14 protein-coding genes are annotated in these 14,939 nt (G+C 47.0%); 3 read left to right on the top strand and 11 right to left on the bottom strand.

The genetic code is table 11. From position 1 onward, the window contains the following. Positions 1 to 141: 141 nt before the first annotated feature. The 6 genes from ACDE64_RS01490 to ACDE64_RS01465 all read right to left on the bottom strand — a co-directional run bounded on the left by ACDE64_RS01490 (position 142) and on the right by ACDE64_RS01465 (position 7,978). Entirely contained in the window at positions 142 to 1,407 is a 1,266-nt protein-coding gene (locus tag ACDE64_RS01490; protein ID WP_411348762.1) for an amidohydrolase, read from the bottom strand. A gap of 280 nt (positions 1,408 to 1,687) precedes the next feature. Then, positions 1,688 to 3,235, bottom strand: a complete 1,548-nt coding sequence (gene abgT / locus ACDE64_RS01485) for a p-aminobenzoyl-glutamate transporter (RefSeq protein ID WP_411344790.1) — start codon at positions 3,233 to 3,235, stop codon at positions 1,688 to 1,690. 414 nt (positions 3,236 to 3,649) lie between these two features. Then, on the bottom strand, positions 3,650 to 4,441 hold the full coding sequence (locus ACDE64_RS01480; protein ID WP_411344789.1) for a YcnI family protein: 792 nt from the start codon (positions 4,439 to 4,441) through the stop codon (positions 3,650 to 3,652). A gap of 47 nt (positions 4,442 to 4,488) precedes the next feature. Then, positions 4,489 to 6,246, bottom strand: a complete 1,758-nt coding sequence (locus ACDE64_RS01475) for a copper resistance CopC/CopD family protein (RefSeq protein WP_411348761.1) — start codon at positions 6,244 to 6,246, stop codon at positions 4,489 to 4,491. 243 nt (positions 6,247 to 6,489) lie between these two features. After that, positions 6,490 to 7,152 carry a response regulator gene (locus ACDE64_RS01470; RefSeq protein WP_411348760.1) on the bottom strand — a complete coding sequence of 221 codons (663 nt, stop codon included), beginning with the start codon at positions 7,150 to 7,152 and terminating at the stop codon, positions 6,490 to 6,492. After that, on the bottom strand, positions 7,145 to 7,978 hold the full coding sequence (locus ACDE64_RS01465) for a sensor histidine kinase (protein WP_411348759.1): 834 nt from the start codon (positions 7,976 to 7,978) through the stop codon (positions 7,145 to 7,147). The genes ACDE64_RS01470 and ACDE64_RS01465 overlap by 8 nt, the downstream gene beginning before the upstream one ends. 287 nt (positions 7,979 to 8,265) lie before the next feature. On the opposite strand from ACDE64_RS01465, the gene ACDE64_RS01460 reads away from it, so the two are divergent. Further along, positions 8,266 to 8,424, top strand: a complete 159-nt coding sequence (locus ACDE64_RS01460) for a hypothetical protein (RefSeq protein ID WP_411344785.1) — start codon at positions 8,266 to 8,268, stop codon at positions 8,422 to 8,424. A 119-nt stretch (positions 8,425 to 8,543) separates the two neighbouring features. On the opposite strand, the gene ACDE64_RS01455 is transcribed toward ACDE64_RS01460, so the two are convergent. Then, positions 8,544 to 9,455 carry an AraC family transcriptional regulator gene (locus tag ACDE64_RS01455; protein ID WP_411344784.1) on the bottom strand — a complete coding sequence of 304 codons (912 nt, stop codon included), beginning with the start codon at positions 9,453 to 9,455 and terminating at the stop codon, positions 8,544 to 8,546. A gap of 131 nt (positions 9,456 to 9,586) precedes the next feature. Here ACDE64_RS01455 and ACDE64_RS01450 point away from each other — a divergent pair, with 131 nt between their 5' ends. Then, positions 9,587 to 10,741: an iron-containing alcohol dehydrogenase gene (locus tag ACDE64_RS01450; protein WP_411344783.1), complete on the top strand. Its 1,155-nt coding sequence runs from the start codon at positions 9,587 to 9,589 to the stop codon at positions 10,739 to 10,741. A 321-nt stretch (positions 10,742 to 11,062) separates the two neighbouring features. On the opposite strand, the gene ACDE64_RS01445 is transcribed toward ACDE64_RS01450, so the two are convergent. Continuing rightward, complete coding sequence (locus ACDE64_RS01445; RefSeq protein ID WP_411344782.1) at positions 11,063 to 11,608, bottom strand: glutathione peroxidase; 546 nt, start codon at positions 11,606 to 11,608, stop codon at positions 11,063 to 11,065. A gap of 319 nt (positions 11,609 to 11,927) precedes the next feature. Continuing rightward, the gene (locus tag ACDE64_RS01440) at positions 11,928 to 12,758 is read right to left on the bottom strand and encodes a formate/nitrite transporter family protein (protein WP_411348758.1); all 831 of its coding nucleotides are present in this window, start codon (positions 12,756 to 12,758) and stop codon (positions 11,928 to 11,930) included. Positions 12,759 to 13,302: 544 nt separating this feature from the next. On the opposite strand from ACDE64_RS01440, the gene ACDE64_RS01435 reads away from it, so the two are divergent. Continuing rightward, entirely contained in the window at positions 13,303 to 13,605 is a 303-nt protein-coding gene (locus ACDE64_RS01435; protein WP_411344780.1) for a hypothetical protein, read from the top strand. A 242-nt stretch (positions 13,606 to 13,847) separates the two neighbouring features. On the opposite strand, the gene ACDE64_RS01430 is transcribed toward ACDE64_RS01435, so the two are convergent. Then, entirely contained in the window at positions 13,848 to 14,414 is a 567-nt protein-coding gene (locus ACDE64_RS01430; protein ID WP_411344779.1) for a DUF420 domain-containing protein, read from the bottom strand. 132 nt (positions 14,415 to 14,546) lie between these two features. Next, positions 14,547 to 14,828: a GNAT family N-acetyltransferase gene (locus tag ACDE64_RS01425; protein ID WP_411344778.1), complete on the bottom strand. Its 282-nt coding sequence runs from the start codon at positions 14,826 to 14,828 to the stop codon at positions 14,547 to 14,549. Positions 14,829 to 14,939 lie beyond the last annotated feature (111 nt).

Below are 14,939 nucleotides of genomic sequence, written 5' to 3'. Positions count from 1 at the left end.
CCCTTGCTTGTGATAAAAGATATGCCCGGTCTGCCACCGGCGTATCATATCCATTATACCAAGTTCCCTGCACAAAAGAAGACTGCACCGATCGCATTCGTCGGTTTACGTAGATCCCGACATATTAGCCCACTCATATCATTATTCCGCTTGCAGCAAGCGCTTTGCAATTCGGCGAAATACGTCGATACCGATATGCAGACTTTCCTCTTCAATATCAAAGCGTGGATGATGATGTGGCACCGGATTGCTGGCACCAACGATCATATAGGTCGCTTTGCCGCCGTGTTCCTGTACGCGGCGTACCATATAGCTTGCGTCCTCACTACCGGTTGAATATGCCATCTGCTCCGGTACAGTGTGTACGCCTGCGGCATCCCGCGCAGCTTCATTTGCCAGCTCTACCATGTCTGGATCGCAAGTGATCGGAATGGCTCCACCGGCAACTTCAATTTCATAGGTCAGCTCGTGCATACCGGCGCTATGTTCGATAATGCGGCGTACCCGCTGTTCCAGATCACGGTTGGTTTCTTCCGATTCCGAGCGTGTTTCCACGATCATACGTGCATGCTCAGGGATAATGTTGGCGGCGGTTCCGCCTTCCAATACACCAACATTGATTCGAGTATCGCCTGTGCTGAAACGTGGAATTGCATGAATATTCAGCAGTGCCGTCGCTGCACCAAGCAGTGCATTGTTGCCTTTTTCCGGGTCAGCGCCTGCGTGGGATGCAACACCGTGGAATTGTACTGCCAGCTTCGTTGTTGCCAGATATCCTTGTGTTCCACCATGCACCTGCCCTGTTGGCACATCGCAGCCAAGATGGGCGCAGAACAGATAATCTACATCGTCCAGCATTCCTTTTTCGACCATCGCATATGCGCCGCGCACACCTTCCTCGGCAGGCTGGAAAATTAGCTTGATCGTGCCTTTTAGCTTCTGCTTGGAGAGCGCTTCAGCAACGCCCAGACCGATAGTAGTATGTCCATCATGCGCGCACGCATGCATATTGCCGTTAAATTGCGAAATAAATCCTTCCGCCTGTGGCACATGTTGCTGATCTGTACTTTCCTTGATCGGCAATGCATCCATATCAAAACGAAACGCCAGCGTTGGTCCTGGCTCACTGCCACGCAAAATACCGACTACGCCCGTATAGCCGCCTTTCATCTGCTCCGCAATCTGCGGATTTGCTCCGTTCTTGATCGCACGCTCATAGGCATGATCTAACACTTCTTCGGACGGCAAGCCACGACGCGAAGGTCCATCAATCGCATCACGACCGTAAATGACCTCGTAGCCAAGCGACTGCAACGTCTCTACGACAATAGTGGCGGTACGGAATTCGGTAAATCCAAGCTCAGGGTGTCGATGTAGATCGCGACGCATTTCAATAATATCCAACATGTTGTTCATCTCCTGTGATGGTTGTAGGTAAGATCGCACCACCCGGCGAACGAAAACGTACCGGGCGACGCGGATAACGATGAGGTAATACGCTCATGTTTGTTTACACAATCGTTTCTATAGCTAAAGGCACAAAATAGAGTGAATACAAGATCAAACAGAGCTTGCATGACGAATAACAACATCCAGTCCGATCGATAAGCGGCAAAGCCAATATTTATCCAGTATTCGCCTTCCGTCCTTCACGTGTTCGAACAGATATTTATGTGTACGCTATGAGTTAGCCTTCCAACTTCGGATATACACCCGGTCCAATCGGTAATCCCAGTATATACCAGACGACCAGCAGCAGCGACCAGACGATGAGAAAGACAATCGGATATGGCAGCACTAGAGAGTAATACGTACCTAGCTTTGCATCTTTCCGATATCGCTGCAAGAAGCCGAGGAACAGTGGCAGAAACGGTGACATCGGAGCAAATGGAATGACGGACGAGTCCGCCACGCGGAAGATCATCTGTGCAAATGCCGGATGATACCCGAGCAGCATAAACATCGGTACGAATACCGGTGCCAGAATCGACCAGATTGCCGAACCGCTGGCAATGAACATACAGAGCAGAGCGGACAGGAACATCAGACCGAGGAAGGCAGGTACACCCGTCATATTTGTCTTTTCCAGCAGATCAGTCAGACCGAGCGCCATAAACTTGCCCATATTGCTCCAATTGAAGAAAGCGACAAACTGTGCCAGCGGGAACACCATTACGATAAAGCCTGCCATGCCTTTCATCGGATCGGTCAACAGACGTGGCAGATCATTTTGATTCGTAATCTGGCGTGTTGCCAGCCCGTATGCAATCGCGGCGACGAAGAATAGGAAAATAATGATCGGCACAATGCCCGACATGAACGGCGATGGCACAATCGTGCCCAGCTCTGGATCACGCAAAATGGCATTGGACGGCAGAATCATGAGCGCTAGCACAATCAGCGAAACCAGTACTGCAATACCGCTGACGATCAGACCTTTGTTCTGCTGCGGTGTGAGAGTTTCCAGCTGATGATCGCCATCACCGTCAGACGGGTGATACGCAGGCAATCTTGGTTCAACAAACTTGTCAGTGATAATCCCGCCCGTAATCGTCAGCACGATTACTGAAGCTGCCATAAAGAACCAGTTATCCAGTACGCTGACCGTTGCCGCCGGATTGATCGCAGCCGCAGCTTCGGTACTAATACCTGACAGCAACACATCCGTCGTTACAATTAACAGATTCGCGGTAAACCCGGAACCAACCCCAGCGATTGCCGCCATCAGCCCAGCCACCGGATGACGCCCAACAGCGAGGAAGATCAGTGCGCCGAGCGGAGGCATAATGACAAGCGCCGCATCGGAGGACACATGACTGAAGAAAGCGATAAACAGCACCATATAGCTGGCATAGCGGGCACTGACGCGGGATGCCATTTTTAGCATCAACGCTTGCAGCAATCCAACTTTCTCGGCAAGACCAGCACCTAACACGAGTGCGAGAATAGAGCCAAGAGGCTTAAAGCCGCTAAAATTGGCGATAATATTGGGTAGAATCCACTGAATGCCTTCTTTGCTCAGCAGGTTTTTGACGGTAACCTGCTCGCCATTAGTCGGATCGGTTACGGAAATATGCAGCCATGACAGCACTGCCGTTGCCAACATCAGAATGACGATGAGATATACAAATAACAAAAATGGATTCGGAATCTTGTTACCGATCCGTTCCACCATTCCAAACAACCCCGTATTCCCCGACTGCTGCTTTGCTGTTGCACCATTTAATCCACTCACTGACCTTCCCCCTAATTTTAGACCTATTAACGATATTTTCGTTTAATTGATTATAGGAAATGGATTCTTGTCTGCGCAATAGATATGTGAGGTTTTTTTACAAAAAAATTCGAAAAAAGTTATAAACATTCATTACAGATGTGATAAATCATTTTGTTCAGTAGCTATTTCATTCATGTAAGCGGAATCAATATGTAAACGAAAAAACCTGACATCTTGATTCAGAGGTAATCTCCGATCTGATGTCAGGCTTTGTTCATTTTTACGTATGCAACTTTTGTTCACAATATCACGATTTGTATACTATGCATCCGAATCTACAGTATGAAGTCTGCATATTTTCATCGGTTATACGATAGACGCTAAAATAATCGCGAAATACGTAGTGATCGACGCATCGACAATCACAGTGAGTTAGCCGCGACGTTTACGCGCTGCTGTTACCCATGCACCCACTGCGGCAATCAATGCCACGATGGCAATGACGAGCGTTGCAGTTTGCAGACCAGTATTGGCTGCTGGAGCAGCTGTACCTGTCATCGTACCAGCGGTTGTGCTATCTGTCGCTGTAGTGCCGGTAGCCGCATTCTCGCTGCCTGCGGCACTATTGTCAGTTGTCGTTTCCGTACCAGTTGTTGCTGTGGCATCTTCCGGTGTTGTTTCTGTACCGGATGTACCTGCACTGTCATGACCGTGATCCGCTGGTGCAGCGGCAGTTGCGCCATCTTTGCTAACTACAGTGATGGAGTGCGGGGAATCGCTACCCTCTGCACCCGTCCATTCTACAATACTGCCATCACTGTAATACTGATATGCATCCCAAGCAAGATCGCTGTCCTGCTCTGGATTCTGACCGACAAAGACGAATTGCTGGAATTGACCATCTTCAATGCCGCCGCTCTCCGCTTCCCAAGTAACGGTGGAGATTTCACCAGCATCATTCTTCTCAGTGGTTACTTTCCAGCCCGGAACAGGCTGATATTGCTTGAAGGACAGGTTTTCTGGCACTTTCAGTGTCACTTTGGTTGTTGGAATGTCTTTTTCCGAAGGCACTTTGAGCGTATACGTTTCCCATGCGCCAGTAGCGGAGGTTGCTGGCTTCACCGTTACGTGCGCACTGGCAATTCCGCTAAATACTAACATACCTGCGAAGGTAACCGCTGCACCGGTCGTTATCATTTTTGTCCATAACGTGTTCTTTTTCATCTGTACAATTCCCCTTTGTCGTCTATAGTAAAATATTTGCATCTTCATCAAGAGCCCGGTACTTTTAGCGTAAATTTCGTTTCTACCGCGTTCAGCGATTTTGTCAAAATACGCATATCGACTTGCCAGCTCCCGTTCATGCTGATCATGCCCTGCGTTTCATATACGCCATCTTTGCCATTCTTGGCAGTAATCGTAATATTGGTCGGTGCCATCGCCATATCGAGATGCTGCAATTGGAGTATAATCTGCTCCACATCTACTGGCTTGCCCTGCTGATCCTTCACCGTCACGGTAAAGGTATTCATCCCCATTCGACTCGGCGGCACCTTCAGGCTAATATCATAACCGTCCACCTGCTGCACCTGCGTTTGAACGCCGCGCGGCGTTCCGCTATTACCAAGTGGTGCGGCGTACGGTGACAGATGAACGAGGATCGCTGCCAGCACCAGAATGACGAAGCCGGTCAGCACTTCCCAAACCATATCTTTGCCGATCTCGCCTTCCTGCTTGCGCCCCTTCACATAGTTCATGCCGCCAAACGCTACCATTACGAGAAACAGCAGCATTTTGGACAATAACGTTAAACCGTAACCCGTATTAAACAAGGCACTCCATGTTGGCAAATACAACAAGCTGCCATACATCCCCGTCACCAGCAGTGCAGCTACCGAAGCAATCGCCCACCAAGAGAATCGACGAATGATGCCCCAATACAGCATGCGGCGCTGCTCGCCCTCTATACCGTTCACGATTCGCGGCAAGAATAACGCTAGCGCCAGTAGCGCACCGCTCCAGATCAATGCGGACAAGAGATGAATATAATCCGCCGCAACCGCCAATACCGCGTACTGCTCAGCAAACGCATGACCGTCAAACGCTTTTGCCAGCAATCCCAATGCTATCAGCGCAAAAGCGATCATCCCTAGCAGATTGCGTATGCCCTGCGACCATCTGCGTAGCGATTGCAACAGTACGCAGATCAGCACGATAACAGCAGCAATCGTCTGCAAGATCCATACCTTGCCAAACACCGTTCCGTTAAACGTATCGCTGAATTGACCGCCAATTGCCGATAACGGTACATCTGCTGTCCATGATATACGCAGCGGCAGCTGAGCCACCAGCGCGATCAATGCTAGCACCGCACCACCAAGTAGCAGTAGATGATACCGTGATTCGTTCATCCATGCCATTTGCTGACGATATGCTGGCGGCATGAGAAATAGCGACAGACAGAGCAAACCAAGCACAATCGCCTGCGCCGCATATTGCAGCCAGCGTGCCACAATGAGCAGCGGGCTGAGTGGTTTACTGTCATCCAGCGACACCTGCGTCGCTTCCTTTAGCGATTTGCCTGCACCATCGCCAAGCTGGAATATGATTACGCCTTCCACCGGATGCCCGTCACCAGAGATCGCTTTCCAAGAAAGGGTGTACACATCGCTTGGTAACGTTTGCGATACATCCGCTAGCATAGTCGTACCGTCATTCTCATCGACCCGCGCCGTAATACCGTCGATGCTCTGCCCTTCTGAATTCATCAACGTCATGCCATAATACGCCCGCTGAATATCTTCGTTGAACTTGATCTTCAGTTGCTTGGGCGACTGAGTGAGCACTTCATTTTGTGCTGGTGTAGATTGTGTCACCGACGCATGCGCCGATACCTGCTGTGGAAAAGCTACACTCAGCATCAGCAGCATCGTTGCCAGCAGTGCTGTAGCAATCACCCGCCAGCGGCGCCACAGTGCAGCGCCAAGTGACATCTGCTCCCTGTTATTGCTGTTACCATACGTATCCATTGTTGTATAATCCGAAATGATTGCTCACCTGCTTTATCATTGAAGTCGTGTCCTGCTGCATTATTACCTGTACTGGTGACATGCCAATCAGGACATGGAATAGAAAATAGCCCAATCCGCCGTCTTCCTCATCCATTGTCAGCGTTCGGTCATACCTCTATTGTATGATACAAAGAATACCAGCATCTGAAAATGACTAGAAGGGGCTATAAAATCCATCTTTTCCGTTTAAATTTGAATGAATTATGGACGATGCTGCCGATCGGACGCCAATCCCTGCTCCATCGCATACCGGGTCAGCTGTACCCGATTCTCCAGCTGTAATTTTTGCAAAATATTTTTGAGATGATTCTTCACCGTCTGCTCCGAAATTGTCAGCTCGGCGGCAATCTCCCGATTGGTCATGCCTGACGATACCCATTGCAGAATCTCCCGCTCCCGCCGGGTTAGCGTATCCGCCGCTGGATCGCTGCGCGTCTTGCCAAACGGAAACTCCTGCAAAATCCGCAGCGCAATCTCCTGACTCATGCCCTCCTGATCCGAAGCAACACTTCGCAAATATTCCAGCCATGTCGATGGCGGCAAACTTTTGAGCAGATAGCCCTGTGCTCCTTGCTTGATCGCCTCGAACAGATGCGCCGCATCATCCGATACTGTCATCATAATAATCTTCACATACGGAAAGCGCAGCTTGATCAGTCGCGTCGTCTCCAGCCCATCCATACCTTTCATCGAAATGTCCATCAGGATCAGATCTGGCATCCATTTCTCTGTAAAATCCAGTGCTTCCTGTCCACTTGCCGCTGTACCGACAATATCAAACAACGGATCTTCCGATAAAATAACACTCGTCGCCTCACGCGCATGCGCATGATCATCCACAATCAACACTCGCACCTTATCCATGATGCTTGCCCTCCCTCAATACAAATACTGTCCGTTCATCGACCCGCTCAAAATCAAATGTCCACCCGCGCTGCTGTGCACGCTCTGCCGTAATCCGCAATCCAAACCGTCCCGGCTGCTCCAGATCATCTCTGTTATACCCGCTACCATCATCCTCCACCGCAATCTGCCAACCCCTCTCATTCATCATGCCGACGATACGGGCACTACGTGCACGAGCATGCTTGTGAATATTGAGCAGCGCCTCCCGGAGACAGGCAAGCAGCTCTGCCTGCTCTGACGGGGAAAATATATCGTCCTCTAATTGCCAGTCCACGTCCACCTTTACCCCGGCAAGCGGCACCATCGCCTGAATACGCGCTTCCAACGACGAAGTCTGCGCGCCCTCCTGACGCGGCGCCTGCTTCAGATCAGCAATCGCCTGACGCACATCATGATTCGCCTCACTGACCGTGCGACTAAGATCGTTCAACAGTTGCACCACCTGTGGCTGATCAAATCGGCGGCGTGCCTGATCCAGACGCACACCGAGCAGAAATAGCGATTGTGCTACCCCATCATGCAATTCTCCCGCCAGCTGTTGCCGTTCTTCCAGCTTGCCTTTGGCAATTCGTTCCTGATCTAGCGCAGCACGCGTATGTTCCATCATTTGAAACAGCCCGCGCAGCACTGTAATACTGACGATATAGATGATTAACGGCGATAGCCAGTTGCCTGCCTCCATTGATAGATACGGCATTAACCATTGATGACGCACATATTCCCATAACCCGATCGTTACCGTCGGCAGGAATAGAATCATCCATTTGATCCGTTGATAGGACATACGATTCTCCTTTGCTTGCAAAAAATATTGTGAAAAGGTGAACAAACTATTACTTTTTAAAAAAAATTTAAAGAAATATAGTCAAATCATTTGCATTTCACTACCGGTATGCTTACAATGAGAAAGAAGATGTGATAATGATTATCATTCCTGATTGATTGATAACGGATTGATAATATTACGATAACATAATTGTTTACCACATGTCCGATGAATCAACAATACAGGTATATACCACAACCCAGATGCAGCGCCAATCGGTGCATGACAAAGGAGACGGAACCTCAATGAACGTAATGACCCAGAAAACTTCACTTCAAATAGATGATTATTTGGATATGCTTAATCTGGCTGTTCATATCGGCGACCAGAAATGGCAAAAGGAAATCATCCGCAAACTGGCTTACATGAAAAAGTGCGCCACTGTTGCTCGTAGCCGTTACTAGATCTGATCCCTACACACATACATCCTGTACATCAGGAAGCTTTTGTATGAAATAAAACCGACTATCATCGCGAAGTCGGTTTTTTTGTATGCTTTTTGTATATTCCGTGTTTGCTGCTGTTAGTGCAGGCTATATTCCGTCGATGGAGCAGCGGGGTGATGAATGACACGTCGATGTTGAAGTTCCAATTGATATTGCTTCGGTGTCATGCCGTATTTCTTTTTGAACAGTCCGATAAAATGAGAAATATTATCATAATGCAGATCCATCGCTACCTCGGTCACTGTACAGCGTTCCAGTCGACGTTCGGCTTCTTCCAATTTGCGATTCGTAATATATTCACGCGGACTTAGCCCGGTTAACTTTTTGAATCGGCTCGTAAAATTCGTATGGGACATCTGGTAATGACTCGCCAGATCGCGCACATGATGAATCTCACCGATCTGCTCGTTAATTTCACGAATCGCTTGTTGTACCGGATCATTGCTGCGCAGATGCAAGATTTGCTCAGCACCTTGAATATGCAGCAGATGGTACGTCAATTCCTGTGCTGCCAGATCAACGAGAAAACGTTTACTTTTGTCATCGTAACATAGATAGCGACGGATACGCTGGATCGTCTCGTTTAATTCGTGAGTACGATGATCGATGCCGCAGCGCAGCAATCCACTCTGCTCCAGAATGATCGAAGTGGATAGTTCTTCCTCTACCGTACTTTGCAGTCGTTCCACCAGTTGGTCACTTAGCTCAAATACAAGCGCGCGCGTCGGCATAGGAATCTTCATCTCTACGAGCGAGCGCGGAGGTAGCAGCACCATTTCGCTGTTATCGTAAACAAACTGCTCTTGTGTGCCGTTGATACGCACATGTTTTTGCCCATTCAAAATGGTACATAATTTCGGATATTCATAGGAAGCGTACGTCTCGCTGTAATCCTGTGGCAGATCGTAATACAAAATGCGCAGCAGATCAGTCTGATATCCATATTGAAGCTCGTTATACCGGTCAAAACAACGTAATGCCTGATCCATACGTTCACCTTCCTGAAGCCACGTATATTTTTGCGCAGAAATCGATATTTCTATAACCGTTGGCGATTTACACTGAACACAGAGATTATAACTCAATTGATTCCATCTTCCAATAAGCGAGGTTGATCACAATGGCAGGTACGACTAAATTTACAATGCCCGGTATGAGTCTGATGGGCTCCGGTTCTCTGCAAGACGCAGGACAAGAAATTCGCAAGCTGCAATACAAAAAAGCGTTAATCGTTACGGATAAACCACTCGTCGATATCGGCATTGCCGCTACCGTTACGGATATGCTGGACAAAGAAGGAATTGCTTCCGTTATTTATAATGGCACACGTCCGAATCCGACCGTTACGAATGTCAACGAAGGGCTAGAACTGTATCGTCAGCATGCATGCGACTGTATTATCTCCCTTGGTGGCGGTTCTCCACATGACTGCGCCAAAGGGGTAGCGCTGCTTGCCACGAATAATGGAACGATCGAAGATTACGAAGGTGTAGATCGCTCCCTGTTACCAGCTGCACCACTAGTTGCGATCAACACTACTGCTGGTACTGCCAGCGAAATGACCAAGTTCTGCATCATTACCGATGAAGTACGTCATGTAAAAATGGCAATCGTCGACAAGCACACGACACCGCTCATCGCTGTGAATGATCCACAGCTGATGATGGCTATGCCAAAATCATTGACTGCCGCTACTGGTATGGATGCGCTGACTCACTCCATCGAAGCATATGTATCTACCGATGCAACACCAATTACCGATGCGTGCGCGCTAAAAGCGATTGAGCTGATTCGCGACTATCTGGTACGCGCTGTCGACAATGGACAGGATGAAGAAGCTCGCGAGCAAATGGCGTATGCGGAATTCCTCGCCGGTATGGCATTTAACAATGCGGGTCTTGGTTATGTGCATGCAATGGCACATCAACTGGGTGGCTTCTACGATCTGCCACACGGCGTGTGTAATGCGATCCTGTTGCCACATGTAGAACGCTACAATGCAACCGCTGCGGCTGCACGTCTGACGATCATTGCTCGTACACTGGGCGAAACGGTCGATGAGAGTCAACCAGAGCAAGGCGCTGAGCTGGCAATCCAAGCGATTGAGAAGCTGGCGGTACGCGTCGGTATTCCTGCTGGTCTGGAACAACTGGGCGTAAAACGCGACGACTTCGACACACTCGCTGCTAATGCGATGAAGGATGCGTGCGGTGTAACCAACCCGATCCAGCCATCCAAAGAAGATGTTATCAACATGTTCGCCAGCGCAATGTAATCTAGTCATGTATCGCTATCCTTTGCTGTATCCTCGGCACTAACGATCGGTATGACTGTCCCATCAGCTTATCTTCACTGACCCTCTGATTGGACTGCTCATCATATAGAAATGTGTGTATGCCAAAAATCCCGGTGCTCCTCACACCGGGATTTTACTATTTATTTCGATACGTACAAACCATATCAAGCCGATACTTGCACACGCAAGATGGATAACAAGCTCACCCTGCTCTGCTTCCTTATGTAACGGTAGCAGTATATCAATCAAGAATGTATATTCAGGCTGTATATATCGGACGATTCATACGTATTACTGCTATTAGAGCAATGCTTCGATATCTTGTTCCATATCATACGGATCGGTTGTCGACTCAAAGCGCTTCACGACAGCTCCGTCACGACCGATCAGGAACTTGGTAAAGTTCCATTTGATCGAATTGCCCGGCAGATATTCTGGATGACGCTCATGCAGCAGCGGCAACAGGATTTTTGCAACCGAGTGCGTCGTATCAAATCCTTCAAACGGTTTGCTATCTGCCAGATACGTGAACAGTGGATGCGCATTGCGATCACGTACATCGACTTTTTGGAACATCGGGAAGGAGACACCATAATTCAATGTGCAAAAGGCATTGATACGGTCGTTGCCGTCCGGCTCTTGATCTGCAAACTGGTTGGATGGGAAGCCCAGAATCACAAAACCTTTTTCCGAATAGCGCTCATACAGACGTTGCAAATCTTCATACTGGAAGGTGAATCCGCATTGACTCGCTGTATTGACGATCAGAACAACCTTATCGCGATAATCCTCTAACGAAATGTCCTTGCCATTCATTGCCTTCGCCGAAAATTGATAGATACTCATATATTTATGTCATTCTCCTTCGTTCACAATAATATAACGTGCTATACCATTGTACCCAAACGAGAAGAATAATGAAACTATAGAACTACAAAAAAAGTTGTATTTCGTCGAAATTTTACATTCCGTTAATATAAAAGTCCTGTTTTACAATAAAATAAGGTATATTTTTATCTTTTTGTAAATAAATGATAGATAGTCAAAACTGACATATGAACATAGACAAAAGGACTGCCGATAATACATATACGACAGTCCCTTAGCCTTCTATAGATCCATCCCTTGCATCTGACTATCATTTTGTATTGTCCGCGATTTAGATTTAATGCAGTTCACGCTCTGTCGGTTGTTGTTCATCGCTACCACCATAAGCCGGGTCTTTCATAAACGGCTTGTTGACGTAGTAATACATCATCGCCATGAATACCGAGCCACCAATCAGATTACCAATGGTAACAGGCACCAGATTGTGAACAACGCCAGCAAAATTAATCGTAGCGGGGTGATCCACTACCAGCGCAATCGCAAATGTACACATGTTAGCGATACTGTGTTCATACCCGGAAATAAAGAAGCAGAATACGAACAGCATCATACAGAATAGCTTGGCTACTTCATTTTTCAATCCCATCGGGATGAAGAATGCCAGACAGACGAGCCAGTTACACAAAATCGCCCGGAAGAACAACTGCGACGTGGGCGCTTCCATCTTGTGTTCAACCACCCCAAGCAGAAACCCGTTAACCGAATGATCCGCGTACAATCCCGTCAAGTAAATCAATAACGCAAATGCACAGGCACCAAGAATATTACCAATATAACTCGTCACCCATAGCCTGACTACCTGCAACCACTTCAGCTTATGCACCAGTGCGGCATACGAGTAATAGAACGTATCGCCTGTAAACAAATCCCCACCGCCGAGCGAGATCAAGATGATCGCCGCACCAAACGTGAGCGCCGCCATCGGATACGCTGCTGGTGATTCTACCGCATAAAAGAAATTCCCTGTTTTAAAGGCTACAATTACACCGAAGCCAATAAACATACTTGCCAGCATGGACCGGGAAAGGTAGCGCAATTTGCTCTGTTTGTAGATGTAATGCTTTTCCAATGCTAGTTTCTCAACCTGTTTTAACGTATGGACTTCCACTATGCCACCTCCATAATTCCGGTCAATGACCGTTTGCTTCGTCTGCCAGCTGTCAATACGGGGTTGAATCCTCTGTGTACCTTTCGCCTGTCATACAATGAAACCCTGCTTCACGCTGCAAAACGATTGGCTACCTGTTATGTACTATTACCTCGTTTACGCTCAATGTACACGCTCCCATGTTATTTTCTAATGCATAGGAAATCAAGCATCAAAATAACTTATAGTTCAATAAGCATAGGAATAAATTCCTATTATTCGATTTTTTGCGACAAAAGTTATAAACGCTATACATTTTGAAAATGGTACTGCCGAAATAGTATTACACACAACTAAAGTCACAAATTAGACACATCATTTTCAGTAAACAAGGTTCAAAGTGATTTTTGACTTTGACCATGATTATATATAGGTAGAAAGGGTATATTTTCACAAGAGCTAAAAAATGATATAAAAAAATCAACATATTTAAGCTAAATTTAATGAACAATTTGTGAAAATATGCTAATGTAAATTTACAATTAAAACTTCGAGGTGAATGATCATGACAAACCAAAGTAAAGTAATGCAACTGCGCGAAATGATTCCACAAGATCAACAAGGAATTACACGTTACGTTGAACACGCCCTGCAATCGATCGACGAACTGGTTGAAAAACACCGTCAATATAATGCTTCCCTGGCAATCTACGGCGAGAAAATCAATGGCAATGAAGAACGCGTATACCGTGACACAATTTCCGAGATCAAAGCACAATTGATCGAAACACTGGAAAGAACAGTAGAAGACTTCATGCACGTTGGCGACAAACATTGGACTAAAAACTACAAAGACGGTATTAAATAATAATCATCACGATTGTACAGATAGATACACGCTACGTGATTCCTTCTTTTGCATAGCATGTCATACCGTAGCCGGGCGAGCCTTATGGACAGATTCTAAAGAATCCACTCCACTTCTGCCCATCGTTCTACCTACTATTATGAAAAACCCGCAGCTGACTCGCTGCGGGTTTTTGTTTGTGCCAATGTATGCTGTTGATACAGCTTCGATATAGTTATCGCTCGTCGAAGCTACTTGTATGCTTAATAGTAAGGTGCCATCATCAGATAGACGATTACGCCAGTGAAGCTGACATATAGCCAGATGGGCATCGTCCAACGAACGATTTTTTTGTGTTTGGAGATTTGCATCGTCCAGCCCCATACGAGTGCGAACAGTGCCAGCGGTACAACAACTGCCGCCAGGAAACTGTGCGTAATCAGAATGAAAAAGTAAATCGGACGAATGATGCCCTGACCGCCATACCGTGCCGTTTCGGGCGACAGATAGTGGAAGCTCAAGTACGTGACCAGAAACAGCAGCGTACTGGAGAAGGCTGCTAGAATGAAGCCACGGTGCAATTTGATATTTTTCTTCAATATGGCAATCAATGCCGCCACCAAAAAAATAAACGTAAAGCTGTTAAAAATCGCATTCATACGCGGCATAATTGTCACGTCAAAATCGAGTGTCCCTTTGTAACCAATTCCCGGTGCGAAGAACAATAGCAGAATAATAATATTGGCAACAACTGATACCGTAATGATCAATCCCGCAAAGTTTTTATTGGTTGTCGGCTTCAAATTGCCTGTTTGTGTCCCTTTGCCCATGTGTTTGCTCCCATCTTTACAATTCAGACTCAGGATCTGGTGCATCCTCAATGTACATTATATTTTAAATTTTGGACACGAACCAAGCCTTTTGGTGACAACAGTTTGAACGTTTTGCGGTTCATGTCCGGCTTAGTTGTCTTTGCGCCAAATATCGTGATATTCTTCATGGCGTTTGAATTGCGCCTGCGCGTACGAACATGCCGGAACGATCGTCTTGCCCTGTTCACGCGCAATATCGACAACCCGTTTGACCAATTGCTCACCTACATGCTGACCACGTAGTTCTTCCGATACAAATGTATGATCAATAATGAGAGACTTGTCATCGTAAGGGCCAAAGCCAATTTCCGCTTTAGGTTCGCCATCAATTTCCATCACAAGACCTTTTTCGTTTTCTACGATATTTTGCATAATATTCTCTCCTTTGGACTTCATTTTATATGCAGCACAACCGATGTTTGATTGAAAAACGATCTATCCTTTTATCCCCTTCTGCCTTGCAAGCGAAACAAAACCGCGCTT

It is taken from the genome of Paenibacillus sp. WLX2291 (genome assembly GCF_046603665.1).
Taxonomy (GTDB): Bacteria; Bacillota; Bacilli; order Paenibacillales; family Paenibacillaceae; genus Saccharibacillus.
This window is presented reverse-complemented; position numbering and strand designations above follow the sequence as displayed.

Coding starts and splice junctions, on each gene's coding strand:
- ACDE64_RS01490 (WP_411348762.1), bottom strand. CDS start 1,407: ATGTTGGATATTATTGAAATGCGTCGCGATCTACATCGACACCCTGAG.
- ACDE64_RS01480 (WP_411344789.1), bottom strand. CDS start 4,441: ATGAAAAAGAACACGTTATGGACAAAAATGATAACGACCGGTGCAGCG.
- ACDE64_RS01475 (WP_411348761.1), bottom strand. CDS start 6,246: ATGGATACGTATGGTAACAGCAATAACAGGGAGCAGATGTCACTTGGC.
- ACDE64_RS01470 (WP_411348760.1), bottom strand. CDS start 7,152: ATGGATAAGGTGCGAGTGTTGATTGTGGATGATCATGCGCATGCGCGT.
- ACDE64_RS01465 (WP_411348759.1), bottom strand. CDS start 7,978: ATGTCCTATCAACGGATCAAATGGATGATTCTATTCCTGCCGACGGTA.
- ACDE64_RS01460 (WP_411344785.1), top strand. CDS start 8,266: ATGAACGTAATGACCCAGAAAACTTCACTTCAAATAGATGATTATTTG.
- ACDE64_RS01455 (WP_411344784.1), bottom strand. CDS start 9,455: ATGGATCAGGCATTACGTTGTTTTGACCGGTATAACGAGCTTCAATAT.
- ACDE64_RS01450 (WP_411344783.1), top strand. CDS start 9,587: ATGGCAGGTACGACTAAATTTACAATGCCCGGTATGAGTCTGATGGGC.
- ACDE64_RS01445 (WP_411344782.1), bottom strand. CDS start 11,608: ATGAGTATCTATCAATTTTCGGCGAAGGCAATGAATGGCAAGGACATT.
- ACDE64_RS01435 (WP_411344780.1), top strand. CDS start 13,303: ATGACAAACCAAAGTAAAGTAATGCAACTGCGCGAAATGATTCCACAA.
- ACDE64_RS01430 (WP_411344779.1), bottom strand. CDS start 14,414: ATGGGCAAAGGGACACAAACAGGCAATTTGAAGCCGACAACCAATAAA.
- ACDE64_RS01425 (WP_411344778.1), bottom strand. CDS start 14,828: ATGCAAAATATCGTAGAAAACGAAAAAGGTCTTGTGATGGAAATTGAT.